Source organism: Catenibacillus scindens, assembly GCF_014202115.1.
Classification (GTDB): Bacteria; Bacillota; Clostridia; order Lachnospirales; family Lachnospiraceae; genus Catenibacillus; species Catenibacillus scindens.
On record NZ_JACHFW010000003.1, the window covers coordinates 55,964 to 81,681 of the forward strand.

24 protein-coding genes and 1 tRNA gene are annotated in these 25,718 nt (G+C 45.8%); 12 read left to right on the forward strand and 13 right to left on the reverse strand.

Features of this window, described 5'->3' with window-relative positions; genetic code table 11:
* Nucleotides 1-18 precede the first annotated feature (18 nt).
* The 4 genes from HNP82_RS05155 to HNP82_RS05170 form a co-directional block, all read right to left on the reverse strand.
* A complete protein-coding gene (locus tag HNP82_RS05155) occupies nt 19-714 on the reverse strand; it encodes a cyclic nucleotide-binding domain-containing protein (protein WP_183772211.1) in 696 nt (231 codons plus the stop codon).
* A 275-nt stretch (nt 715-989) separates the two neighbouring features.
* Nucleotides 990-2,654 (reverse strand): extracellular solute-binding protein, encoded by a 1,665-nt coding sequence (locus HNP82_RS05160; protein ID WP_183772213.1) that lies wholly within the window; start codon nt 2,652-2,654, stop codon nt 990-992.
* A 77-nt stretch (nt 2,655-2,731) separates the two neighbouring features.
* Nucleotides 2,732-3,511 (reverse strand): TIM barrel protein, encoded by a 780-nt coding sequence (locus HNP82_RS05165; protein WP_183772215.1) that lies wholly within the window; start codon nt 3,509-3,511, stop codon nt 2,732-2,734.
* Nucleotides 3,512-3,823: 312 nt separating this feature from the next.
* A complete protein-coding gene (locus HNP82_RS05170) occupies nt 3,824-4,300 on the reverse strand; it encodes a MerR family transcriptional regulator (protein ID WP_183772217.1) in 477 nt (158 codons plus the stop codon).
* Between the two features lie 40 nt (nt 4,301-4,340).
* On the opposite strand from HNP82_RS05170, the gene HNP82_RS05175 reads away from it, so the two are divergent.
* Entirely contained in the window at nt 4,341-4,736 is a 396-nt protein-coding gene (locus HNP82_RS05175) for a PH domain-containing protein (protein ID WP_183772219.1), read from the forward strand.
* A 275-nt stretch (nt 4,737-5,011) separates the two neighbouring features.
* Here HNP82_RS05175 and HNP82_RS05180 read toward each other — a convergent pair whose 3' ends face one another.
* Nucleotides 5,012-5,968, reverse strand: a complete 957-nt coding sequence (locus HNP82_RS05180) for a flavodoxin family protein (RefSeq protein ID WP_183772221.1) — start codon at nt 5,966-5,968, stop codon at nt 5,012-5,014.
* Nucleotides 5,969-6,376: 408 nt separating this feature from the next.
* On the opposite strand from HNP82_RS05180, the gene HNP82_RS05185 reads away from it, so the two are divergent.
* The 3 genes from HNP82_RS05185 to HNP82_RS05195 all read left to right on the forward strand — a co-directional run bounded on the left by HNP82_RS05185 (nt 6,377) and on the right by HNP82_RS05195 (nt 10,835).
* Nucleotides 6,377-8,218 (forward strand): DUF885 domain-containing protein, encoded by a 1,842-nt coding sequence (locus tag HNP82_RS05185; protein WP_183772223.1) that lies wholly within the window; start codon nt 6,377-6,379, stop codon nt 8,216-8,218.
* 267 nt (nt 8,219-8,485) lie between these two features.
* Nucleotides 8,486-10,093 carry a phosphoenolpyruvate carboxykinase (ATP) gene (pckA, locus tag HNP82_RS05190; RefSeq protein WP_183772225.1) on the forward strand — a complete coding sequence of 536 codons (1,608 nt, stop codon included), beginning with the start codon at nt 8,486-8,488 and terminating at the stop codon, nt 10,091-10,093.
* Between the two features lie 106 nt (nt 10,094-10,199).
* Nucleotides 10,200-10,835, forward strand: a complete 636-nt coding sequence (locus HNP82_RS05195; RefSeq protein ID WP_183772227.1) for a nitroreductase family protein — start codon at nt 10,200-10,202, stop codon at nt 10,833-10,835.
* Nucleotides 10,836-10,887: 52 nt separating this feature from the next.
* Here the strand turns inward: HNP82_RS05195 and HNP82_RS05200 are convergent, their stop codons facing one another.
* The 3 genes from HNP82_RS05200 to rsmI all read right to left on the reverse strand — a co-directional run bounded on the left by HNP82_RS05200 (nt 10,888) and on the right by rsmI (nt 12,695).
* The gene (locus tag HNP82_RS05200) at nt 10,888-11,322 is read right to left on the reverse strand and encodes a MarR family winged helix-turn-helix transcriptional regulator (RefSeq protein ID WP_183772229.1); all 435 of its coding nucleotides are present in this window, start codon (nt 11,320-11,322) and stop codon (nt 10,888-10,890) included.
* Between the two features lie 175 nt (nt 11,323-11,497).
* Nucleotides 11,498-11,845, reverse strand: coding sequence for a DUF3810 family protein (locus HNP82_RS05205; protein WP_183772231.1), 348 nt, complete (start codon nt 11,843-11,845; stop codon nt 11,498-11,500).
* The gene (gene rsmI, locus HNP82_RS05210) at nt 11,829-12,695 is read right to left on the reverse strand and encodes a 16S rRNA (cytidine(1402)-2'-O)-methyltransferase (RefSeq protein WP_243164654.1); all 867 of its coding nucleotides are present in this window, start codon (nt 12,693-12,695) and stop codon (nt 11,829-11,831) included. The genes HNP82_RS05205 and rsmI overlap by 17 nt, the downstream gene beginning before the upstream one ends.
* A gap of 342 nt (nt 12,696-13,037) precedes the next feature.
* Between rsmI and HNP82_RS05215 the strand changes: the two genes are divergently transcribed.
* On the forward strand, nt 13,038-14,399 hold the full coding sequence (locus HNP82_RS05215) for an MATE family efflux transporter (protein ID WP_183772233.1): 1,362 nt from the start codon (nt 13,038-13,040) through the stop codon (nt 14,397-14,399).
* Between the two features lie 110 nt (nt 14,400-14,509).
* Here HNP82_RS05215 and HNP82_RS05220 read toward each other — a convergent pair whose 3' ends face one another.
* Complete coding sequence (locus HNP82_RS05220; RefSeq protein ID WP_183772235.1) at nt 14,510-15,028, reverse strand: nitroreductase family protein; 519 nt, start codon at nt 15,026-15,028, stop codon at nt 14,510-14,512.
* A 300-nt stretch (nt 15,029-15,328) separates the two neighbouring features.
* On the opposite strand from HNP82_RS05220, the gene HNP82_RS05225 reads away from it, so the two are divergent.
* Nucleotides 15,329-15,411, forward strand: a tRNA-Leu gene (locus HNP82_RS05225).
* Here HNP82_RS05225 and HNP82_RS05230 read toward each other — a convergent pair.
* Nucleotides 15,393-15,725 (reverse strand): hypothetical protein, encoded by a 333-nt coding sequence (locus HNP82_RS05230; protein WP_183772237.1) that lies wholly within the window; start codon nt 15,723-15,725, stop codon nt 15,393-15,395. The two genes, HNP82_RS05225 and HNP82_RS05230, sit on opposite strands and share 19 nt — an antisense overlap.
* Nucleotides 15,726-16,177: 452 nt before the next feature.
* Nucleotides 16,178-16,981 (reverse strand): MurR/RpiR family transcriptional regulator, encoded by an 804-nt coding sequence (locus HNP82_RS05235; protein WP_183772239.1) that lies wholly within the window; start codon nt 16,979-16,981, stop codon nt 16,178-16,180.
* A gap of 246 nt (nt 16,982-17,227) precedes the next feature.
* Between HNP82_RS05235 and HNP82_RS05240 the strand changes: the two genes are divergently transcribed.
* The 6 genes from HNP82_RS05240 (at nt 17,228) to HNP82_RS05265 (ending at nt 23,835) form a co-directional block, all read left to right on the forward strand.
* The gene (locus tag HNP82_RS05240; protein ID WP_183772241.1) at nt 17,228-18,220 is read left to right on the forward strand and encodes an amidohydrolase family protein; all 993 of its coding nucleotides are present in this window, start codon (nt 17,228-17,230) and stop codon (nt 18,218-18,220) included.
* Nucleotides 18,221-18,255: 35 nt separating this feature from the next.
* The gene (locus tag HNP82_RS05245) at nt 18,256-19,887 is read left to right on the forward strand and encodes an ABC transporter substrate-binding protein (RefSeq protein WP_183772243.1); all 1,632 of its coding nucleotides are present in this window, start codon (nt 18,256-18,258) and stop codon (nt 19,885-19,887) included.
* A gap of 108 nt (nt 19,888-19,995) precedes the next feature.
* Nucleotides 19,996-20,469 carry a C-glycoside deglycosidase beta subunit domain-containing protein gene (locus tag HNP82_RS05250; RefSeq protein ID WP_183772245.1) on the forward strand — a complete coding sequence of 158 codons (474 nt, stop codon included), beginning with the start codon at nt 19,996-19,998 and terminating at the stop codon, nt 20,467-20,469.
* Nucleotides 20,462-21,514, forward strand: a complete 1,053-nt coding sequence (locus HNP82_RS05255; protein ID WP_183772247.1) for an apurinic/apyrimidinic endonuclease family protein — start codon at nt 20,462-20,464, stop codon at nt 21,512-21,514. The genes HNP82_RS05250 and HNP82_RS05255 overlap by 8 nt, the downstream gene beginning before the upstream one ends.
* A 23-nt stretch (nt 21,515-21,537) precedes the next feature.
* A complete protein-coding gene (locus HNP82_RS17945) occupies nt 21,538-22,911 on the forward strand; it encodes an ABC transporter permease (protein ID WP_243164655.1) in 1,374 nt (457 codons plus the stop codon).
* Nucleotides 22,912-22,929: 18 nt separating this feature from the next.
* Nucleotides 22,930-23,835 carry a carbohydrate ABC transporter permease gene (locus tag HNP82_RS05265; RefSeq protein ID WP_183772249.1) on the forward strand — a complete coding sequence of 302 codons (906 nt, stop codon included), beginning with the start codon at nt 22,930-22,932 and terminating at the stop codon, nt 23,833-23,835.
* 133 nt (nt 23,836-23,968) lie between these two features.
* Here the strand turns inward: HNP82_RS05265 and HNP82_RS05270 are convergent, their stop codons facing one another.
* Together HNP82_RS05270 and HNP82_RS05275 are read right to left on the reverse strand one after the other, a co-directional pair.
* Complete coding sequence (locus HNP82_RS05270) at nt 23,969-24,934, reverse strand: uroporphyrinogen decarboxylase family protein (RefSeq protein WP_183772251.1); 966 nt, start codon at nt 24,932-24,934, stop codon at nt 23,969-23,971.
* 136 nt (nt 24,935-25,070) lie between these two features.
* Nucleotides 25,071-25,715 carry a corrinoid protein gene (locus HNP82_RS05275; protein ID WP_330599444.1) on the reverse strand — a complete coding sequence of 215 codons (645 nt, stop codon included), beginning with the start codon at nt 25,713-25,715 and terminating at the stop codon, nt 25,071-25,073.
* Nucleotides 25,716-25,718 lie beyond the last annotated feature (3 nt).

Below are 25,718 nucleotides of genomic sequence, written 5' to 3' on the forward strand. Positions count from 1 at the left end.
CCCCTGTGCCTCCCGGTTTTAGTTTTCAGTTTTTTGTTCCCGACTGCTCAGACTCACAATATCTGCCTCAAGGATCTGATAACCTCCGTCAACTCTTCTCAGCCATCCGTTTTCCACAAATTTTTTTAATATCCTGTGAAAATGCCGGTAACTGATATCAAGCTGCTCCGCGGCAATCACCTGATTCTCCCGAAAAAAGCCCGCGGCGTTCGATGAATTTTTCAGATACCTGGCCACCTTTTCCTGAGCGCTGCTCAGATTATTGACAAGCTGCATATTGCCAAAATACCCTGACTTTTCGACCAGATTTTCACACATAAAGAACAAAAATACAGGGTCGCTTCTCAACTGGTTTTTAATTTCCCCGTAATCTAAAAGCAGGGCCACACAATCCTCCACCATCTCCACGCTGTTGTCATCTCTGCGTTCTTCAGGCCCCAGAATAAACTCCATTTCCCCAAGAATGGAAAAAGCCTGGCAAAAACGGTACAGGATCCGTTTGCCGCTGTCCACATTTCCATAAACCTTATATCTGCCCTCAACCATAAAATAAATATACCTGGCAAATTCCGAATCTGTGTACAGAAATGTCCGTCTTGGGAAACGGGCCAGGGTCATATGTGGGTAATACAGGGAAATATCTGAAAAACAGGCATCAATGTGGTATTTTTTAATGTACGCGTCTAACAGTCTCCGGTTTTTCATCTCTTCCATCAACTACACCTCCATCATAGTATTTCTTTCTTGCAAGCACATGGGACATAAGTCCTACTTTTTGTCAATTATACCAATTTTGTCACATATATACAATCAAAGCAGGAGATTTTTGTACAAAAAAACAATCCCCCAGGATCCGGTATCTTTAAACCCGGATTTTGGGGGATTGTCTTTTACAATATTAAGTTTTTGATGCTGTTTCGCGCAGCCAAAACAGCATCAAAGGGTTATGGGGGACAGCGCCCCCAACGAAAAGGAGGAAATTTCTCATATTACTGCTGTTCCAGCCACTCATTAAGCTGAGTCTGATAGCATTCAATGATCTTGTCCACACCGTTATCTTTCAGCTTCTGGACAAAATCTGTATAAGCGGATTCATCGCCGGCGCCTGTCTGAATCTGGGCTTTATATTCGGCAATAACATTAGTTACGGCGCCGATTTCATTTGTAATGGAGGATGTGTCGCAGGCAAAGCCAAGGTAAGCGCTGACGCCTCCCTCCTCCTCAACTTCCTGGCATCTCTCACGGAAGTCAGCACCATCGCCGTACCAGGGAAGTGTGATAAACTGATTGCCAAACAGGAAGTCATCGGAATGATAGGCTCCTTCTTCTCCATTAACATAATTTGCCTGTCCGTCAACAACTTCGTAGTCGCGGCCTTCAATCCCCCATGCGAGAAGGTTTGCAATACGGGAATCTGTAAACATCATATCAAGGAATGTCATGGCTGCTTCCGGCTCTTTTGCGGAGTTAGGAATCGTCCACACAAACTTTGTCAGAGAGCTTGTTGTTACAGGATATGTAATAATGGGAACACATGTCATCGGCATGCCGCAGGCTGCGGATTTCAGTGTCTCAACGCCCTCCTCGCAGTTGCCAAGGTAAGAGAAAGCTACGCCTGACTGAACCATAGTTTCAGCCATTTCGCCGTTGGTCGCTGTATCTTTGTAAACATAACCTTTATTATACCACTCGCGCATTTTCTCAACAACAGCCTGGAATTCTTCTGTTTCATAGTTATTGCGGATTGTCGTATCGCTGCCGTCAGGATTAATGGAAATCACGTTATTGTTATCCCCTAAAGAGTCATAGCAGGTGGCCTCAGCGAAAGTATCTGTTGCCAGGTATCCAGGATTGATGCCAAGGCAGTTGCCAAATCCGTCGGAAGATACAATACCTGCCAGGTTGCCCCATTTATCACTGTTTTTCACAGCTTCAAGAATTTCTTCGTACTCGGCAAGACTTGTCATGTTCTGAGCTTTTTCAAGAAGGCCAAGGTCCTCCAGAACATCAGTACGCATGATGATCCAGGTGCTTGCAACGTATGTACGATTTCCCGGAACACCGTAAACACGGCCATCAGCAGATGTCCCTTTGAGTTTGTCCCCAAGGATTTCTTTAATGTCTGTACCATACTCATCCAGCAGATCTGTGATATCCATAAGCTGGTTCTGAGTCTGCATAGTTGTAAAGGACGCCGCGTCCATCGGCATGGTCAAAAGAAGATCCATGGGCTCGCTGGATGCCATACGGAGACTCACTTGCTGAGCATAGCTTCCGGTCTCAACCATCTCAAGATTAACGTGAACATTGATCTCATTTTCCGTAATCTCATTGATGGCGTCCTCAACATCCTGAAGGCCGGCTGGAATCGTGCTTGTGGCCAGATACATCATATCAATATCAACAATATCATCCCATGTCACATTGTAATTGCCAGCGGCTGCTGATGTGCCATCATCTGCAGCAGCGGAATCATCAGCGGCTGCTGTGTCGCCTGCTGTGGAAGCATCGTCTGACGCTGCGGCTGTATCGCCTGCGGACTCCGCTGTTGTATCCGCGGACGCGGACCCTGAACCCTCACTGTTTCCGCAGGCTGCTAAAGAAGCGGCCATGGCAACAGTCAGCATAAGTGCCATTGTTCTTTTTAATTTCATAATGATTTACCTCCCATTTATATACCGCGGTCTGGAACGTTTACATGCCGCGGTTCCCCTTGATTAAAAAATACCAATTAAATAAATAAGGCTCTGCAGGCCGCAAGGCTTGCTTCTTTATCCATTGTAGCGGAATATTCCAAAGCTACATATTTGTCATAACCTAAATCTTTCAGTGTCTTTAAAATATAGCTGTAGTTAATTTCTCCGTCTGTGATCTCTGTGCGGTTAGGGGCAGCAGCGATATGAATATGTCCGATCTTATCAAGATTGTTTTTAAGTGTATTGGTGATATTTCCTTCCATAAGCTGATAATGGAAAATATCATACAACAGCTTCAGGCTTTCGCTGCCAACCTCGTCGATTACAGCAAAAGGCTCTGCGCTATCTCTGAAAAATCCTGGAAACGGCGCATAAATTGGCTCCAGAATCAGTGTCACACCTGCAGCCTCAGCTAAAGGCGCCTGCATCTTAAAGCCCTCAACAATGTTCTTGTGGCTTTCCTCATGGCTGAATCCAGGCATCTCGTCAGCGGTTACGATAATGTTCTTGCAGTCAAATCTCTTGGCTACCTCAATCGTTTCTTTTAAGCCTTCCAGAGCTTTTTCATGGGTAGACGGGTCTGCTAAAGTCCCTCTGTCTTTTGCACAGATGGATGTGACCGTCAGGCCAAGTTCTTTCTGTTTGGCTACAAGTCTGTCCACATCCTTATTGGCCCAATCCCAAAATTCTACACAATCAAACCCTGCTTTTTTCGCCAGCTCCATCCCTGCCAGGATCTTGTCCGTATCGGCAAATACCGGACCCTGGGGTGTGATTTCAAGATAGAGCAGATCAATACATAAACTGTACTTCATTCTGAAACACTCCTTCCTCAATACTTCGGTTGATGATGATTTTATTATAAGTAATGAGGCTGATTTCAGGGGCGCGAAGTGGAGAACAAAGATTTCCAAAAACAGTCATTCGTGTATTTTAAGGGATACTTGTCTCATTTTTGAAACTTTAGTACCGCAAATAGACATGGCTTGAACCGCGTACTGTCCCTTTACGACAGATAAAAAAACAACAGCACATCGCAGTGGTCTCGGTGACAGGAAAAGTCAGCTTCTTCACTTTTTATTTATAAGGTAAACACGATTTATTTTCCAGCCGGTATCTGATAAAGATTATTTGGGAAAATATGAACATATTCCTGATGACCCATCTTTAAATATTCTCTGCGCTTTATAAATTTTCCCTTTTCCAAACAGCTTAAATCCAAAACATATCCATACTTCCTTCTGATCGACGACGCATGACGCAGCTCCTCTATTTTTCAGAGAAAGAATTTTTTTCACTGTTTCCAGGGGTATATTCAACTTTCTACAGGTTGTAATCATATCCAACTGCCACAAATTTCTTAATGAATAATAACGATACTGGTTATTGGGGTCAATATGGTCAGGAACAAGCAGACCAATTTTGTCATAGAAGTGAAGCGTATCTTTTGAAATTCCAGTATCCTGACTGACCTCGCCAATCCCTGATGGCTGAACTTTTACAGTTTCAAAATTTGTCTTTTTTTCATTACTGGATTGCCAAACGTATTTTTTCGTGTATGATAGAAATATAAGGCGCGTTCGCTGCGGGAATATGAGATGCATGGCTGAGTCGCTGCGAATTTATAAGAAAGGGGTTTTTAGAATGGAATACAGCACTAATACCACAACTTTGTGGAAGGATCGCAGGCATATCCTGTGGTTTCCCTTCACCTTTGATACATACCGCGTGGCCAACGGACGGATCTACTGCCATCACGGCCTGATCAACCAGAAAGAGCATGAATGCCTGCTTTACCGTATCCTGGACATCTCTCTGCGCCGGGGGCTTTTGAACCTGATCTGCGGTACAGGAACCATCACCATGCGCACAACCGATGACTCCGACCCGGTTCTTGTTCTGAAAAATATTAAACGCAGCCGTGATGTGAAGGATTTTCTCAGTGAGCTGATCGAGAAAGAGCGGGTACGCAAAGGCGTCACCGGTCGGGAGATCATCGCCAACGGAGATTTTGACGACGAATTTGACGATGTTATGTAACAGTTCAGCCATCAGAAAAGGCGGGGGATGATTTATGCTCGCATAAAGATCAGACCACGCCTTTTCTGATGTGCAGAGCGCCTGAAAATGAGCAAAGGGGCGGCGCAAGCCGCGAGTCAGTGCGCAAGCACGACTTTGCGAATGGCGCGGGCTGAGCTGTTACAGAAAAAACCAGTTCAGCCATCAGAAAAGGCGGGGGATGATTTATGCCTGCATAAAGACAGCCCCGGTGAATATTTCCGGGGCTGTCTCTATGTAGACAATTTTCTGTAAATTTACATATTGGCAATCGTTTCCTCAAAATGCTCGTACTTCTCCAGAAGTTTCGGAAGCCGGTCTTTATTTTCCTCAAGCTTCTTAATAGCAATGGGGATCATGCTGGCAATCTCCTCACAGTGTTCAATAAGGCCATTCTCTGTGCCGCGGGCGCGGTTCTGCTCATACTCGCTGAAAGTCACATTCATCTTGTCGCCATCCACAGTAACCTGACCTTTAATGCCACAGATCGGACATTCTACAGTCGTTGTGCCTGTAAATGTGAGCAGATTATTATGGCATACCGGGCAGCAGCCGTCGTCCCCGGCAAAGGTCATCTCTTCCAGAGGCTTTCCAAGATTTTCAGCCACAGAGCGTCCCAGAGCAGCGGCTCTCGCCATCAGTTTCTCATCAAGGACAGGACTGGCTGTGCGGCCCATATCGTAAGCGTCCAGACGGCCCACGCTCTTCATCTTTAAGGAGATACCAAAAAGGTGCATAATGGGAAGACCCATGGATACCCAGTTCTGAGTGATAGCGCCGCCGACAGAAATATAGGCGATGGGGCGGTCCTTAAAATATCTGGCGTCCAGAGGCTCCATACCTTCTTTTTTACGTCTCTCCTGCTCCTTATTTAAGGCAGCCCGGTCATGAGCCGGTCCAAAGCGGTCGATAAAGTTTTTAAGCTGTCCTACAGGCGCAACGGCGTACACCGGAGCTGCCAGTACGATACCGTCGGCATCCAGAACCTTCTCCTCAAGAATATGATAATCATCTTTCTTAAAGCACTTAATCTGCATCCCCCGCTCTTTTGCCTTAGAACAGGCGTCACAGGCTGTACAGTGGCCGATATTTAAGTCAATAACGTTAATAAATTCCACATCCGCGCCGCAGCGTTTCGCCTCAAAAAGAGCCTCCTTTGTCAAAATGTCTGAACAGCGGCCTTTGCGGCCAAAAGAAATACCTAATACCTTCATAAACAAACCTCCTATATTTTTCTGCAGTATGTTCTCAAAGTCCAGGACTATACCTGGGGTCAAGCTGTACATTTGATTATAGCATATACATCCTTGAAAATGTCCATATCAAAAAAACAAAAAATGTTCTATTTATCAGGCCACTGTTGCTATGCACGATTGCCTGGTTACTGTTCACAGTTGCCTGAATCCGGCCCTTATGATATGCTGTTGTTAAGATTGAGTTTTACGGCCAAATCATTGAAAATGAGTAACTATTCAGCCATGCATCTCGGATTTCCGCAGCTAACGCTGCTTTACCGCTGCTTGCGCGGCTGAATAGTTACGAAAATGATAAAAATAGAATTGCTGCACATACTAATCATGAATTGACAGTTGCCGGTGAAACGCCGGCCGAAAGGAGTTTTTATGAAAATGAAAATATACCGTCCGGGACTTATGCCGGTTTTGGGCCTTGCCATTGTTTTATCTTCCCTTCCCCTGTCCGGCTGCCGCGGTTCAAACATTTTTACGGCAGACAGCTCCAATGTATCCCCGACAGTTTCCGACACCGCCCAGAATCAGGGCAGCAACGCCTTTGACCAGTATTTAACGGAGCTTTTTGGCCAGCAGGTCACAGCCAATGCCATAGACTTTCACTATTCCCTGGAACACCCGGAAAATTACGGCCTGTCCATAGATGAGATCAGTTTCGGTGACGTCAGCCTGGATACGGCGGATGAAGACCTTGAGGACACGCAGAAAGCTCTTAAAACCCTTGAAAGTTTTGATTATGAGGCGCTTTCTGATGAGCAGCAGCTTATTTATGATATGCTTGAGGAAAGTTTTGAGGAGTCTGTTGACAGCTTTGATTTTATTTTATATCAGACTGTTTTTAGCCCCACTCTGGGTATTCAGGCCCAGCTTCCGGTAATTTTAAGCGAATATACATTCCGCGTCCAGGAAGACATTGAGGATTATCTTCTCCTCCTCCAGGACGTGCCCCGGTATTTTTCCGATCTCCTTGAAATTGAAAAGGCCAAAAGCGAGGCCGGCCTTTTTATGGCGGACTACACAGCCGACGCCATTATCTCGCAGTGTGAAACATTTATCGCCAACCCGGACGAGAACCTTCTCATAGATATTTTCCAGGAAAAGCTGGATTCTGAAATGCCGGATCTGTCAGAAGCGGATAAAAACCGTTACATGGAAGAAAACGCCCAGACTGTGAAAGAACAAGTGATTCCTGCCTATGATATGATCATCGACACCCTGACCCAGCTCAAAGGCACCGGGACCAACGAAGGCGGCCTGGCCAATTACGACCAGGGGGCTCAGTACTATTCTCTCCTGGCACAGTCTGCCACAGGCACCTCCTGGTCTGTGGAGGACATGATCGACATGACGGACCAGTCTCTCTATAACGATTTAAACACCATCGCCGCCCTCTACATGGACAATGAGGAGCTTTTTACCCAACTCACCCAGGCCCAGCCGCCGGTCACTGACCCTGAGGCGATCTTAAATCAGCTCCAGACTAAGATCACCGACGAATTTCCGGCGCCTGTATCCTCAGAATTTACAATCAAATATGTCCATCCCTCCCTGGAGGAAAACCTGAGCCCGGCATTTTATATGATCCCGGCGGTGGACGCCACGGACAGCAATACCATCTATATTAATAATTATTACACTAATGAAGAAAATGCCATGTCCATGTACGCCACCCTGGCCCACGAAGGTTATCCCGGACACCTGTATCAGACCACATGGTTTAACAGCACCGATCCCCACCCGATCCGCCGGCTTTTAAGCTATTCCGGCTATTCTGAGGGATGGGCCACCTATGTTGAAATGCGCTCTTTTGCCTGGGCAGGGCTGGATGAGGATGTGGCTGCGACCCTGGCGGCCAACCAGGATTTTTCCCTGGGGATCTGCGCCCGCGCTGACCTTGGGGTCAACTACGAGGGATGGAACCGGGAGGACGCGGCCCAGTATCTGGATCAGTTCGCCATGGGAGATGAAGATACCGTCGACTGGCTTTATGAGGCTGTTGTGGCGGAGCCGACCAACTACCTCTCCTACTATATTGGTTACAAAGCTTTTGAGACATTGAGAAGTGACGCTGAAACGGCCCTTGGCGGCAATTTTGACCCGGTAGAGTTTCACCGCTTTATCCTGACCACCGGCCCAGCGCCCTTTGATCTCATTGAGGAGCGGATGGAAGAATGGCTGGACAGCCAGAATGAAAATCCGGGTCTGGCGGCGTAGAAAACAACATAAATTGGCGTGTCCCGCTGGGATATTATTTCCGACAGGACGCGCCAATTTCTATTAAAAAATAGCCAAAAAACCTTCCTTTCCCAAAAAATCCTTCCAAAATCTGTTGATTTAATTAATTAATTATGTATAATAATGAAAGGGAGCAGCTTTTTTTGCTGCTTTATGACCTAAGAAACAGCAGTTTTTTGGCATACGTTATATGTCCTGCTGAAAAACTGACGCAAATATCAAATCAAGAAAGAGGAGAAATGTAGAATGGCAGAAATCAATTTAAGTAAGTATGGCATTACAGGTACTCTGGAAATTGTGCATAACCCTTCTTACGAATTATTATTTGAAGAAGAAACAAACCCGGCGCTTACTGGCTATGACAAAGGCCAGGTCAGCGAACTGGGTGCTGTTAACGTTATGACAGGCGAGTACACTGGACGTTCACCCAAAGATAAATTTATCGTTATGGATGAAAATTCAAAGGATACTGTATGGTGGACTTCTGACGAATATAAGAACGACAACCATCCGGCAAGTCTGGAAACCTGGCACACCGTAAAAGACATCGCTCTTAAAGAGCTTTCCAACAAAAAACTCTATGTTGTTGATGCTTTCTGCGGCGCTAACAAAGACACCCGCATGGCAATCCGCTTCATTATGGAAGTGGCATGGCAGGCACACTTTGTTACAAACATGTTCATTCGTCCTACAGCCGAAGAACTTGAAAACTTTGAGCCGGACTTCATCGTATATAACGCTTCCAAAGCTAAAGTTGAAAACTACAAAGAACTTGGCCTTAATTCCGAGACTGCTGTTGTGTTCAACATCACAAGCCGTGAACAGGTTATCATTAACACATGGTACGGCGGCGAGATGAAGAAAGGTATGTTCTCCATGATGAACTACTATCTGCCGTTAAAGGGCATCGCTTCCATGCATTGCTCCGCTAACACCGACATGAACGGCGAAAACACAGCCATCTTCTTCGGTCTTTCCGGCACAGGAAAGACGACTCTTTCCACAGATCCCAAACGTCTTCTCATCGGCGATGATGAACATGGCTGGGATGACAACGGTATCTTCAACTTTGAGGGCGGTTGCTACGCAAAAGTTATCAATCTGGATAAAGAATCCGAGCCGGATATCTACAACGCCATCAAACGCAACGCGCTTCTTGAGAACGTTACACTGGACGAAAACGGCAAGATTGATTTCGCGGATAAGAGCGTTACAGAAAATACCCGTGTATCTTACCCGATTGACCATATTGAAAAAATTGTCCGCCCGGTTTCCGCGGCTCCGGCAGCTAAAGAAGTTATCTTCCTTTCCGCTGACGCTTTCGGCGTACTGCCTCCGGTATCCATTCTGACTCCGGAACAGACACAGTACTATTTCCTGTCCGGCTTCACAGCTAAACTGGCAGGTACAGAGCGGGGCATCACAGAGCCTACACCTACATTCTCCGCTTGCTTCGGACAGGCTTTCCTTGAGCTTCATCCGACAAAATATGCCGAAGAGCTTGTTAAGAGAATGGAACAGAGCGGCGCTAAGGCTTATCTTGTAAACACAGGCTGGAACGGCACAGGCAAACGTATCTCCATCAAGGATACCCGCGGCATCATTGACGCTATCCTTAACGGTGATATCTTAAAGGCTCCTACAAAGAAGATTCCTTACTTCAACATTGAAGTGCCTACAGAACTTCCGGGCGTTGACACAAATATCCTTGATCCCCGTGATACTTACGCTGACGCTTCCCAGTGGGAGGAAAAGGCAAAAGACCTGGCTCAGAGATTTATTAAAAACTTCGCTAAATATGAGACAAATGAGGCAGGAAAGGCGTTAGTTTCCGCAGGTCCTCAGGTTGACTGATCATTCATGAAATGACTTTCAGGCGCTGCTAAAAGTTTCAGACTTAAAGGCAGCGCCTTTTTACATCTTAACTTTGCAAAAAACTGTATTGGAAAGGGGTCTACATATGTTTATTGAGAAAATGGTATTGGACAAAATTTTAGAACAGAGACGAAGCATCCGTGAATTTGATATCACAGAACTTCCGGAAGAAAAGATTGAGGCTGTGATTGAAGCGGGCCGGCTGGCCCCATTCGCCGGCCTTGTCCAGAAAAATACGGACAGCTTCCGCCACTTTTTTGTGATTCACAGGGACAGCGATATGGCCGAAAAGATCAAAGTGCTGTGCGAGGAGGCCCGGCGCCAGGAAGTTGTCCGCATAAAAAATAACGGTCTGGCGGACAGATATCCTGAGGTTGCCAAAATCGCCAAAGCTATGAGTGAGCGCCCGGCCAACGATATTTTCATCAGTCCATGGCTGATCATCATCGCCGAAAGGGGCGGTCTGCCGCAGCGGGAGGAGACTTGCCTGGGGTATATTATGGAAAATATGTGGCTGAAGGCTACAGAGATGGATCTTGCCTTCCGGGTGTGTTCCGGCATCAGCGATATTTCCAATACCGACGCGCTAAAAGATCTTTTGGGCCTGGACATGGGCGAGGTCTACGCCTTTGACGCCTGCAATATCGGATATCCGAAAAATCCTATCGCAGAGCGCAGGGAGCATCCAAAGCCGGTGCGTTCCATTAAATATTTTCGCTAAACATGAGGCACCGGGAAACGCAATGCTTTGCCAGAAAAAGCCCGGATCTTTCTCAGACAGAGAGAAAGTATTCCCTTAAATTGGTCATGGCCTGGACAAGCACTTCACACTGGCCATCGTCCAGGCCATCTCTCATAGCCTGAACCATTGACCGAATGAATCTCTGGTAATATTCACATGCTGCCCGGCCTTTATCGGACAAAAATACAAGCACGACTCTCCGGTCCCTCTCACTGCGGGAACGGGATACATAGCCTTTTTTCACAAGACTGTTGATAGCGATCGTCAATGTCCCTACAGTCACGCCAATCTGTTTGGCGATAACTGACATACTTTTTTTCCCTTCAATTCCGATAGCATTTAATATGTGCATATCATTGACAGAAATATCTTTATAAATACTTTTCTCCACATATCTTCGCTCAATCCCAAGAGTTTCATTAAACAACTCCACAAGCACTCCGCCAAGCTTTTCATAATTGTCCATATCATCCCTCCCTGCCGGCATAATAGTTTACTGTTCACTGGCAAGCCTGCGAACGCCTGAATCACATTCTGACGCAGCCAGACAGCAAGTGTCTGGCTGCTGTGTGAACAGTAATGCATAATACTTTGATTATCAAAATAAGTTATCCCCATTATATACTATTTTTTCCGCCTAATCAATAGATGTCCTTACAGTAAGAAATGATAAGATCTACCATTTTGTCGTAACTGGCGATACCATCTGCCTGGCCGTTAGCCCTTAAATAGGTATCGTTCATCCAGTCGGACATCCGGGAAATACTTCCGTCGTACAAATCCCAAAATGCGTTGTTGTCCCGAAGATCCGCCAGCACGTCATCATTCATTCCGGACAGCCGTCCCACGCTCCCTACATATAAAGGGTAAAGTGTTGTGACATACCACTGAGAAAAGCCGGGAATATGTGCTGCCGCAGCCAGAAGGGCAAATCCCGCAGCCAGACAGATAGCCGCCGCCAGCCCTCTTTTTTTAGTCCCCCTGCTCATGATCCAGCAGGGCTTGATAAATATCCCTCTTACTTACGCCACGGTCCGCGGCCACCGCTTTCATTGCTTCCTTTCGATTCATCCCCTGGTCTGTGTAAACTTCCATGTGTTCCTCAATACTCATCTGCTCCCAGGAGCTTCGCTCCTCCTCCAGAAGCACTTCAGGGTCCTGGCCTTCAATGACCAGGACAAACTCCCCTCTGGGTTCCTCCTTTTCAAAGCAGGCCAGCGCTTCCCGGCATGTCATCTCCATCCGCCGCTCATGCTTTTTGGTCAGTTCCTTGCAAAAAACAATTCTCCGGTCCCCAAGGACTTCCTCTAAAATCTCCATCGTCCTTACAAGACGGTGAGGCGCCTCGTACATTACTGTTGTCCGGGTCTCATTTTTCAACCGCTCAAGAACCTGATTTCTCTCTTTTTTATCTGTAGGAAGAAATCCCTCAAAACAAAAACGCCGGGCGGACAAACCGGACATGGTCAGCGCCGTAACGCAGGCCGCAGGACCGGGCAGGGAAGTCACTTCAATCCCTGCATCCAGGCACATTCTTACTAACTCTTCCCCAGGGTCAGAAATGGCCGGCGTCCCCGCGTCTGTCACCAGCGCGATATTTATCCCCTGCAAAAGCTGGTCCACCAGATATTTCCCCTTGTCAATCTTATTAAATTCATGATAACTGGTCATAGGGGTTTTTATTTCAAAATGATTTAGAAGCTTAATACTATGGCGGGTATCCTCCGCCGCGATCAGATCCACAGATCTGAGGGTTTCCAGCACCCGAAAAGTAATATCTTCCAGATTTCCAATGGGCGTAGCACATAAAAATAATTTCCCCGGTGTCTTATTTTCCAAAATACGAGTCTCCTTTCTTTGCCGGCTCTTTGTCCGCACAAATTTATGGCGCCAGCTTTGAGCTACATTCATTATAGGAAGAGAAAAGAAGAATGTAAAGATTATTCTGTCTGTTTTCACCCAAGCTTTTGTTTCCATGTTTCTATTTCAAGGTTTTGTCCCCAAAAGTTTTCCTCGACTTTCAAAATCTGAAACCATTTTTTTCACACTTTTAAAACATTTTTTGTTTTTTTTATTTATAATGGTGTTATATTCCGAACATTTTCCTTTCTACAATTAACGCAAGTAAACCGCCTGGCCCTCAGTGAAATGTGTCGGAAAATCCTGAAAGGAGAGATTTTCATGGAGAAAAACCGCAAAAATAATATTCTTGATATGACTACAGGTAATCCGGCACGCCTGTTACTTAAATTCGCGCTTCCGCTAATCATTGGCAATGTCCTTCAGCAATTTTATAACATGGCCGATACAGCCATCGCGGGACACCTTATCGGAGATCAGGCACTCGCTCAAATTGGCGCCACATCGGCCCTTTATGGTCTGATCACCAACTTTTGTTTCGGGCTTAATAATGGTCTTTCTCTGGCAGTCAGCCGAAGCTTCGGTGCAGGAAACCCTAAAGAAATGCGCCAGTCCGTCTGCTGGATGATCAACCTCTCGCTTTCTTTTGCCGCTGTTTTAACGGTTGTCTTTCTTATTCTCAGACATCCGCTTATGCAAGCTTTACAAACGCCAACGGATCTTCTGAGTGGGGCTTTGAGCTACTTAACGATTATTCTCGCCGGTATTCCTCTGAGCATGAGCTATAATATGGAAGCCGGTCTTTTGCGGGCGGTAGGCAACAGCATGACTCCCCTGTGGTTTTTGCTTTTTTCTTCGGTTTTCAATGTTATCCTGGACTTTCTGTTCATGGGGCCTTTAAACACAGGTGTTTCAGGCGCCGCTATAGCAACCGTTCTATCTCAGGGAATAAGCGCTCTGCTCTGTCTTGCATACATTATCAGATTTTATCCGGAATTTTATTTTTCAAGACAAGAACTCCATGTATCCAAATCCTTTGTTATGGATATGCTCTGGTCTGGTATCAGCATGGCTCTTATGTCCACTATTTATAATATTGGCAGTGTTATTCTCCAAAGCAGTATTAACGCCCTTGGAAGCGTCTATATCGCCGCCCAGGTCGGCGCCCGCCGTCTCGCTGAGTTCTTTTTTACGCCGGGAGGATCTATCGGCACTGCTATCGCTACTTTTTCCAGCCAAAATTATGGCGCCGGGCAGCGGAAACGAATTTTCAAAGGCATACGGACAGCGCTCTTTCTCTATGCCCTCTGGTGGCTTGTGGCTATGGCTCTGACCTTCCTTTTCTCGCCGCAGTTTATCCGGCTGATTACAGGAAGCACAAACCCGGAAGTTATTTCCAGCGCAGTTCTTTATATGAAAATCAACATTCCCTCCATGCCGCCCCTGATGTTCCTTGTCATTTTACGTACCGCTCTCCAGGGAATGAAGCATCAGCTTGCACCTTTGTTTTGCAGTCTTATTGAAATGACATTAAAAATTGTATTTGCTCTGCTTATTGTTCCCTTGTTCGGGTATTTCGCTGTATGCATCTGTGAGCCTGTCACCTGGCTCATCTGCGCCATTTTTATTATAGGTGCGGCCGTTATTTGGAGGGCAGATTTCAGAGATACAGTTTCCCCATAAAAATTTTCTGTAATAGAAATTCTGTAAAGAAAAAGATTGCCTGGTTCCAGCCAGACAATCTTTTTCTTGATAACATATTTCCGAATGTTATTCCTAAAACATCCAAATCATCAGTCTACATAGACAACCCGTCCGCCCACTTTATCTTTTGTCTCAAGAGGCATATCCGGATAACCTACAATGCAAAAACCAATGCCTTCCAGATCTCCCTCAAGCCCCCACGCTTTCAGGAGCGCTTTTCCTTCCTCACCGTCAAAAATTTCTTTGGCCCGGTGAATCCACCGCGCGCCCAGTCCCATGGAGTAGGCCGCGTTGAGCATATTGCCCATAGCAAGGCTGCCGTCATATAAATATGTAGCGCTGCTCTTATCTGCCAAAACAACAATCACATCCGGAGCGCCGTAGAACGGATCGCCATCCATTCCCATGACGCCCGCGTTCATGGCAGACAGTTTCTTAACCATATCCGGGTTTTGAACAACGACAAATCTCTGGCACTGGCGGTTCATTCCCGAAGGCGCGTTAAGCCCGGCCTTCACAATAAGATCAATCTCCTCTTTTTTAAGATGATCCGGTTTATACTTATTACAACTGCTTCTCTCAACAATGGCTTTTACTGCTTCATTCATGATGCATTCCCCTTTCAAAAAAATCATAATCTCAGGATTCTGCTGCGTTCACAGTGTCCCTCTCCGTTTTTTGCTGCACTTCTATTATACTTTATTCCAGGAAAATTTTCTTCTATTATCACGTTGTTTTTCAAAATTAGAAATTTATGTACCTATCCAGCCATAAAGCCAGGAAAAATCTCCGCCATGTCCCGCCTGAACTGTGATGATTTTACCTGTTTTTTATATTTTTCGTTAAATTTTAAAAATTTTAAAAATTAGGGCTTGCATTTTTTTCAGAATGTGGTATTATAAATGCATGCAGAAGTGGCGGAATGGCAGACGCGCTAGATTCAGGTTCTAGTGTTCGCAAGGACGTGTGGGTTCAACTCCCATCTTCTGCATTATTTTTTTGTTCCGCATAAATCAAGGATTGTTGCTGTTCACTGGCAAGCCAGCAAGTGTCTGGCTGTTGTGTAAACAGTAACCAAGGATTTCCTGTTTTATGCGAAAAAAATTCCCGAATATTGCATTTCCAAACTGCATATGCTATAATGTCAGTAGGCAAAAAGAACTGATATATTTCCAAATCAGGCAACAGTTCAGCCATCAGGAATAGGCGGGATGATTTATGCTTGCATAAAGAGCAGACCGCCCTATTCCTGATGAGCGGAGCGAAAATCACAATCTTTTGACAAATACGACATATTTTCTTCACAAAATTCCTCTATGATTAAAACATACAAAAAAATACTTGTTTTTTTGTAGTAATTTTTTCATTTTCATAACTTCCGGCCGACGAAAGCCGGCCGGAACTCCCTCCCCAAATTATCTGTCTTTAAAATTTTCTGAGTCTCCTAATTTCATCAACAGCTTGTCCATATAAAACTCACTTTCAAGTCAAATCTCTCCTCTGTACGAACGTTTAAACCGCAATGATGAGTTACAGGCTTTGAACATTAAATTCATCAGGAAGTCGCTATGTGAAGCAGATTATTTTACGTAAATATTACTGTTTTTTTGCAAAATAGCCATGATTTTTTCACAAATTTTCGATAGCATATTTATATGAAGCCGTCAGGCTTTTTTTGATAATCTTTTCATTTTCATAATGACTGGCAGGGCGCACCTGCCAGTCTCCCTCCTTTTCCCCTCGTTTCATTTTTTCAATTAATTTCCATCAATATAGTTTGTCCGGTATATCATACACATGAGATTAAAAAGAATATCTATGAAATAATTATCCATAGCTGTATCTGTCCCCGGAAATGTGAGAACACACCGGGCATCTTTAAAATTATTCAATGTTTTCGTCGATGAAATAACAATCGTTGGAATTTTTAGTTCCAGAACATGGTTTATGGCAGGCATAATTTCCGAATAGTCTTTATAGGAGGCAATAACCTGGGTGATTACTGCAGACTCCGGTCCCAGTGTCCGTATATCTTCCCGGATATCCGCAGGCTTGCTGTAACAGATATAATACTTTCCGGAAACCATAAGATCTACCTGGAACTGTTTTTTTGCGTGACTTGCCGGGTACATCCCATAGACATGAACATCCTTTGCGTTATGCAAAATATCCGCCGCCATTTCAATTTGTGACACATCCATACGCCGGGCCATTTCCTGAATATTCCCCTGAAGATACATAAAATAATTAGCAATCTGGGCTGCTGTGTCGTGGTCATTGGCCGGCATCTGCCAATCATAGGGAAAAACACGGTTATGCTTACTGTATCCGTTAATCACATCTGAAACTCTTTGTTTAAAAGCTCTAAATGACGGACAGTTAATCTCTTTAAGCAGACGGTTTATGGTAATTACCGATGTATTACACAATTCCGCGGTTTCTTCCAGAGACATCCGGGGAATCTGAGGTAAATTTTTTAAGAGTGCTGCAATAACACTGTGAAAAGCCCGGTCTACAGAAATTGAGTTATATACAGCAACTAAGTCATGTATGATTGTCATAAAATGATTCGCCTCCTAATTTTTAATGAGTAACAAATGCCGTCATATTCTTTCTTAAATACAATATGCAAAAATCACATAAATTTATTATATCCATTTTAAAAAACTTGTCAAATTCTGATAAGTTTTGTCAAAATCTGATAATTACTATCAAACTTGTATTCTGGAAACATTAGTCATTATACACTAAAATTATATCAAAGAGAAGTAACAAATAAGCATAATTACAAGACACGGAGGGATTACATGAAGAAAATTGCTATTGAAGAACATGTAGAAAACGAGACTTTTCGTCTTTTTGACAGAGAAGCCACAGACGAAAACACCTTTCCCGCCACTGCGGATGAAAAAAGGGCTCAGTATTTAAAAGATCTTTTTGACATGCCAGTGGACGAACACCGGCTGCCCACCATGGAGCGTTTTAACATTGACATTCAGATTGTTTCTCCAAATACCCATGCCGTCCAGTATCTCCATGATGCTGGACGGGCCGTGGAAATGGCGGCCCAGGTCAATGACATGATGGAAGACTTCGTAAATCAGTCGCCAACGCATTTCCGGGCCATGGCGCTTCTGCCAATGCAGAAACCCGAAGCTGCGGAAAAAGAACTTCGCCGGTGCGTTGAGGAGAAACATTTTGTAGGAGCCTTTGTACAGGGACAGACCGGCGTTGGTGAATATCCCTATTATGACGATCCTGCCTATGATGTTCTCTGGGAAACAATGGAAGCTCTGGATGTTCCGCTTTATATTCATCCCAGAAACCCGGAAGCTGACCAGGTTCGTGCCTTTAAGGGGTGTTCCGCCCTTCTTGGCAATACATGGAACTGGAGCTTTGTCATTGGCACTATCCTGCTGCGCATGGTTTTTAACGGCGTCTTTGAACGACATCCAAACTTAAAGATTATTTTAGGCCATATGGGCGAAACCATCCCCTATTGTCTCAAACGTCTGGATGAAGGCTATGAGTGCCGGAGACTTTGGGAACAGGGAATCATCACACGTCCACCCTCAGAATACCTGAAAAAAAATCTGTATATTGCCACAAGCGGCGGCTATCGGCCGGAAACTATGGCCTGTGCCATTGAGGCTCTTGGTATTGATAAAATACTATTCGGCACCGATTATCCCCATTTTCCAACAGAAACTGCCATCCGGCAGTTGGAGGCATGCCGTTTTAACAAAGCGGAGCTGGAAGCCATCTGTTATAAAAATGCGGAACGTTTATTTAAACTCTAAACAGGAGAAGATAATTTGGAGAAGGAGGTTGTATCATGAAGTTTAAGAAATTATTATCAGCAGTGTTGGCATCTGCAATGATCACTGGTATGCTCGCCGGCTGCGGAGGAAATCCGGAAAGCGAAGTTCCCCCATCCGCAAGTGGAGATACCTCTGGAAGCACTCAAAGTGATAGCGGGGGTCAGAGCAGCAATGACGCCCAGGCCCAGGACGATTCCGGGGAAATGACAGAAATCACTGTTGTCCTGCGTACTCTTGGAACTGTGGAGGAATCAGCATCAGACGCTGTTGAGGAAGCTGTCAATGAAATCACCCAGCGGGAAATTAATGTAGCTGTGGATCTGATGTGGATTGATTCCGCACAATATGAAACACAGGTTCCTATGATGATCACCGGAAACGAAAAAATGGACCTGATGATGTTTACCCCAAATCCAAGTACTACCTACAATACATTAATGTCCCAAAACCAGTTAATGGATATTACCGATTATCTTGACCAGTATGGCCCTGAGATCAAAGCCACTTTGGGAGATGAATTTCTTGCAGCCACTTCCCGGGACGGAAGGATTTACGGTGTTGGAAACTATGGTCCCCTTGTCTTTAAATCTATGATGCTGGTCCGCAGAGATCTCGCCGACGCAGCCGGGGTTACTGAACAACTTGAAAACGCAACCACATGGACAGAGGTGGAAGAAGCCTTAAAAGCCATCTCTGAGCAGTCCGGACAGGGACTTGTCAATGCAGATATTAATGGCTCTGTCTTAACTGCAAGCCCTACATTAAGCGCGGGAGAAAATTTCTCCGACGGCTATGTCTACGATAACCTGGGAGATTCCGCCAATATGTTTATGGCCAACAAAGAAACAGGAAAAATTGAATGTCTGTATTTTAATGAGGATGTTCAGGAAGTTTTGCGCCGTACCTATGACTGGTATCAGGAAGGACTTATTTACAAAGATGCCGCCATGTCCCAGGATTTCGGCACAACTTTACTTAAAAACGGCGTTGGATGCGGCGTGATCACTACAACAGAAGTCGGCGGCGAAATTACCTCAGCCGCTTCTACAGGATACGACATGATCATTTTAAATCCGGTGACAGAACATCAGTCTATGATCACTACCGGTATTTTAACCAAATTCGGCTTTGGCGTTCCTGTAACAGCCCTTGAGCCGGAAGCTGCCATTAAATTCCTCAATCTTCTTTATACCGCCGACAGCGGACTTGGCAATCTGCTCTCCTGGGGAATTGAAGGCCGGGACTATGTGATCAATGAAGATGGTTGTGCCGATTATCCCGAAGGAGTCACCGCCGAAACCGTTCCGTATCATATTGCGGATTTCCTTTACGGAAGCCGTATGAATGTAACTCCATGGGCAGGCAATGACCCCGATCTGCGCCAAATCCAGGAAGAATCTAACCAGGCAGCAGAGATATCCCCATATCTAGGCTTTACTCTGGACAATACCGGCCTTGAGGCTACCCTTACAGCCTGCAGCAATGTTTTCGAGAAATATAAAACAACGATTCTTTCCGGTTCTTGCAGCCAGGATTATGACACTTACTATCAGCAATTCCTTGACGAATTAACAGCCAGCGGCATTGATGAACTGGTCAGCGCTTATCAAAGCCAGTTGGATGAATGGCTGGCAAACCAGCAGTAAAACACTGTGATTCCCGTAAAGCCGGCAAATACTGCCGGCTTTGCGGCTTATCCATAAAAACAGCGGAGCAATATTAATACAATCGCTGGTGAAAACGAGGTACACACTATGTTTGATAAATTTTTAATTCGCCCGGACAGTCTAAAAAACGATTATATGGGCGGCCAGGCCGTGGGATTCTCCTTCAGCGTCAAAATCGCAGACTACAGAGGATGCTTCCTCTCCCTTCACAACGGTTATTACATACAGTGCGATGGCGTGGAATATCCGAGAGAAGTTCAGACCTTTGAAGTCAACGGCAAGGCTCCAAGAACCTTTGAAGAACTCAAAAAATGCGTGTGGGAACACTGGGATTATGCCACTGAAGCCATTGTCCATGTGAAAAAGCCGGGCGGTCTTGCCCCAGGAACCCACACGATCCGCCTCCAGCAGTCCATACTGATGCAGTACGGCTACGCCCCATGGGATGAGGAGTGGGTAAAAAATCCTCCGGTACCCGGCAGCGGCGCGGGAAGCGGAAAATCATCATCCGTATTTTCTTATCAGCTTGAATTAAAGGAGGGAGGCGGCAGCCATGATTAAACGGGGAGTTTCTTTATACAGCTATCAGCAGGCGCAGTTTTTCGGAAAAATGACCTTGAAAGATATGATCGCCGAAGTTCACGACCATCTGGAGACCGACGGCATTGAGATTATTATGGATTCCGCCGTTCCCCGCTACCCCTTCCCCACGGAAGAATTTATATTTGACTGGAACAACACCATGGCCCGCTACAACATGAAAGCAGTAACGGCAGACGTCTTTCTGGACGTCCATCAGTTCCGGGATCATGTGATGAACCACAGGGAGGCCGCCCAGCGGCTGAAAAACGATATTATCATCGCCTCCAAAATGGGCTTTGAAAATGTGCGGACTTTAAGCAGCGTCCCCATTGACGTCATTGAGATGGCACTGGACACCGCGGAAAAATACAACGTACGCATCGGAAAGGAAATCCATTTCCCCATTCCCATTAAGCAGCGGCAAAAAAAGAAAAATAAATATGGCATGTCCGCGGTGAGGGATTTCAGACTTGTGGAACAGATCCTCCAGCTTAAAGATAAAACCGGAAGCCCTTATGTCGGCCTGGTGCCCGACTTTGGTATTTTCCAGCACAGCGCACCCCAGGTATCTGTGGACTATGAGCGCAGAAACGCCAAATATCCAGAGGAAGTGGATTTTATTGTGGAAAACTGCAAAAACTACAGTTTTGATGATCTTGTGGACCTGGCCCATGAAAAATATCCGGACAGCGATATGACCATTACTTCCATGGAACGGCTGGCCTTCCATGAACCGGTGTCCATTCCGGAAGATATTAAAGACATTGTACCCTATATTGTCAGCATTCACGGCAAATTTTACGATATGACGGAAGTTCCCGGACAGCCGGGATGTTATGATGAGAAGAGTATCGACTACGAAAAACCTATAAAGTATCTGAAGGAATGCGGCTATGACGGTTACATTGATTCCGAATATGAAGGCCAGCGGGATCAGCAGGATCTTGACTTTGAAGCTCTGCCCGATGAAGTCACCCAGGTTCGCCGCCACCATGAAATGCTTCGGCGGCTCATCGGCAATTAATTATTACAGATAGGGGGGAGACGATGGTGGATCGTCAGAAACTACTAACCAATATCCGTCCCTGGGCCGCCTCAGACCGGATACGATGGGAATTTATCATACTGGCAGTGATCACAGTGATCATGTATACAAACCCATTTGCCAGCTATGGGTATAACGGAAATGTTTATACTGTCAGCGGGCTGGACTTTGTTACAGGAAGGACCATCTGCGGCGGAGAGATTGTCCTGACCACAGATGTCTTTTTCATTCTTTCTTTAGTGGGACTGCTGGCTGTCTTTGTGGGGAGCCTGCTGTTTCCGCTGTTTAAACGTAAGATTTCCTTCCGGTTTATCGGCCTGGGCGCCCTTGTAAACGTCGTTTGCAATTGTAAATTTATTTTGGGTATTTCCAGTACATTCCGCCGGGCCAGAAATCCGGAGGCCGGCTATGGATGTGTCGTTGCCCTTATCCTCATGATTCTCATCCTGGCCGCGGCTATTTACAGCCTGTGGAATCTGAAGATCTTATGTACTCTGGACTTCATGGCCCTGCCGGGCATGATGTACTTTATTATCGACCGGTACATTCCTATGTTCGGTATTACCATTGCCTTTAAAAAAGTGGATTATAGCCTTGGCGTATGGAACAGTCCGTGGATTGGCCTGGAAAATTTCAAAATGCTTTTTTCATCGCGGGGAAGCTTTTTTGACAGCGACGCATTTATCATCACTCGAAACACTTTATGTTACAACGCCGTATTTATCGCCCTTGGCATTATCGTCGGCGTCCTTGTAGGCATCTGCCTGTCAGATCTGTACAAAAGGGCGCTCCAGCGCTTCTTCCAGACAAGTATCCTGCTGCCTCAGCTTATTTCCATGGTTATTGTAGCCTACATTGTTTTCGCTCTGCTTGGAAATGAGACAGGAATGATCAACAGCCTTCTGGATGAACCTATTAATTTTTACCAGAGTCCTCAGTACTGGCCTTTTATCCTTGTGTTTGTGTATGTATGGAAGCAGGTGGGTTATAATGCCATTATCTTTTTATCCGCCATCGTTGGCATTGACCGGCAGCTCTATGAGGCGGCCAAAGTAGACGGCGCCACAAAATGGCAGCAAATTCTTTTTATCACCCTGCCTATGCTCAAGTCCACCATCATCACCCTGATGCTCCTCCAGGTGGGACGTATCTTCTACTCCGACTTTGGCCTGTTCTACCAGGTGCCTCTGGATTCCGGAGCTCTCTACGATGTGACAAATACTGTGGACACCTATGTATACCGCAGCCTTATGGTCTTGAATAACGTATCCATTGCTTCCGCAGGAAGCACCTACCAGGCCATTGTAGGCTTTGCCCTTGTCTTCTGCGTCAACATGGTCGTTCGTAAATTAGACCGTGAAAACGCCCTGTTTTAGTGAAAGGAGGATGGATTTATGGATTCAAGTGTAAAAAGCGCCAGCGACAAACGCTATCAGGCCATTATCATCGCAATTTTGTCCGTCTTTGCGGCATTGGCAATTCTGCCCTTTATTTTGCTGGTATCCTCCTCCTTTACAGAGGAGTCCACGCTGCTCTCCCAGGGCTACAGCTTTATCCCCCGAAAATTCTCGGCCTACGCCTACCAATATCTGTTCAGTTCCAATGGCATCCGGATCTTTCGGGCTTACGGCATAACCCTCATCGTCACCGCCGTGGGAACATGCATCAGCCTTCTCATTGGCCCAATGCTTGCCTGGACCCTGGCGCGCCCTGATTATAAGCGGGCCAAGGTGCTGAGTTTTATGGTATTTTTTACCATGCTCTTTAACGGCGGCATTGTTCCCAGCTACCTGATGTATACGTCTGTGTTCCACGTAAAAAATACCATCTTCGGACTAATCTTCCCGTCGCTGGTATTTAACGGATTTTATATCCTTTTGTACAAAAATAACTTTAAGGCCAATATCCATCCGGCGCTGGTGGAAGCGGCGAAAATCGACGGAGCCGGGGAATTTTATATTTATTTCCACATCGTCCTGCCCCTGTCTCTGCCAATCCTTGCCACCATCGGTCTGATGGTGGGCCTGGGCTACTGGAACGACTGGACTAACGGCTTGTACTATATTAACGATACACACTTGTACTCACTGCAGCAGTTCCTAAAAAGCATTATTGATAATATTAACAATCTATCCAGCCTTGCAGGAAGCTCCGGCGTCGGCGAGGCCCTGGCCAGGATGCCCGGAAATTCTATCCGCATGGCCATGGCCGTTATCGGTGTTATTCCCGTTCTGCTTCTCTATCCTTTCTTCCAGAAAGCCTTTGTAGCGGGTATCGCCCTGGGCGGCGTGAAGGAGTAAAAGGGGCTGTGAAAAAAGCATCCCCTCAAAATACAACATATATTTTTACATTATTTCCATATTTTTATAAAAACGCGGGTGTCTCCACGCCGAAAAAATGGCTTGGAACACCCGCGTTCCCTTTTTTATTATTTTACTTTTTATAAATATCTGCGCCGTATTTAGCAACTTCGTCATTAAAAATATCCCGCACTTTGGCGTCAGAGTAAATATAGCCGGGGATGTAGCGGCCGCCGGCGGCGTAGGCATCCATAGCGCGTCTGGCCTCCGCCCGGATCTCTGCTTCCGGACACCCGGGAGCGTCAATCTTCTGATTGTCAATGCCGCCTTTAAGGGTGATCTTTGATCCGTACTCCCTCTTGATCATCTCCATATCGTTGCACACGTTCAGCGGATTGATACAATCTACGCCGATCTCCACAAGATCGGGAATGATCTGGGTAATATATCCACAGGAATGATGCTCATAGATCATGCCAAGCTCATGGATCTTTTTCGCGTATCTGGCTTCGATAGGTTTAATAAATTCCCGCCACATATCCGGTGAAAAGAACATATTGGAATTAGTTCCCCAGTCATCGTGCATATGGATAATATCCGGATGAACCGCTTTGTGGGCGATCTCAATACATTTCAGCTTATAGTCGCACATGGCGTTAAAAAAGTCCGCTACCGCCTCCGGGCACTCGTAAAAAGCGCACAGGGCGTTTTCCATACCGATCATCTCATTCATCCGCTCAAAAGCACCGGAAAGCATCAGCACATGGGTGGCATTGTTCTCATAATCAAGTCCGGACGCCATAGCCTGCAAAATCTGCTCCGCGTTCATAGCGTCAAGATCCGGGAAATGTACCTTTTCTTCCCATTCTTCCATATCGTCAAACATGATAAAATGTGGCGTCACCATACTTCCGTCAATGCCGGGATCCGGGCCGAGCCTTGTCCAGTTCACGCCCCACCAGTCGTCCCCTGTTTCATTTTCACCAAAATATCTATCACCGGGAAATACCACACCGGCGGTACACTGGGTTTCCGCAGGGATAAAATCAGGCATCTCGCCCCGGTAAATTGCCAACATCGCTTCTTTTTTTGTCTGCATATCTGCTCTCCTTCTTCTTTTTTCCGACAATTGAGCCCGCACCGTTCAGGGATAGCCCACAAGGGCTGCCCTGCATCCGGCACGGGCCAAAATTATAGTAAACGACAAATATATTTGTCGTTTACTATAAAACCTCCTATTTTGCCAGAACAGCGTCCCTGGCAACCTCAGCGGCTGTTGTAGCATCTTCAGTATAGTAATCAGCACCAATTTCCTTGGCGAATGCCTCATTAACCGGAGCGCCGCCTACCATAACAATATATTTATCGCGAAGTCCTTTTTCCTTGAGCATGTCAATGACAACCTTCATATTTGGCATAGTAGTTGTCAGAAGCGCAGACATACAGATCACGTCGGCGCCCACGCTCTCCGCCTCAGAAATAAATTTTTCCGGGTCGGTATCTACGCCAATATCATGAATTTCAAAACCGGCGCCTTTAAGCATCATGGCCACAAGGTTTTTACCGATATCATGAAGATCTCCCTTGACAGTGCCGATAACCACTTTTCCCACAGGTTCATTGCCCACTTCAACCAGCTTTGGTTCAAGGATGGCAAGACCGGCGTTCATAGCGCGGGCAGCTACAAGAACCTCCGGTACAAAGACTTCGTCCTTTTTAAATTTCTCACCAATAATCATCATCCCGGACAGCAGGCCCTCGTTAAGGATGGCCTTGGGGTCGATCCCCTCCTCCAGCGCCTGGGTCACCAGGGCTTTTACATTTTTAGCTCTTCCTTTCTGCAAAAATCCAGAAATTTCTTCTAAAAGTTCCATTCCCATCGT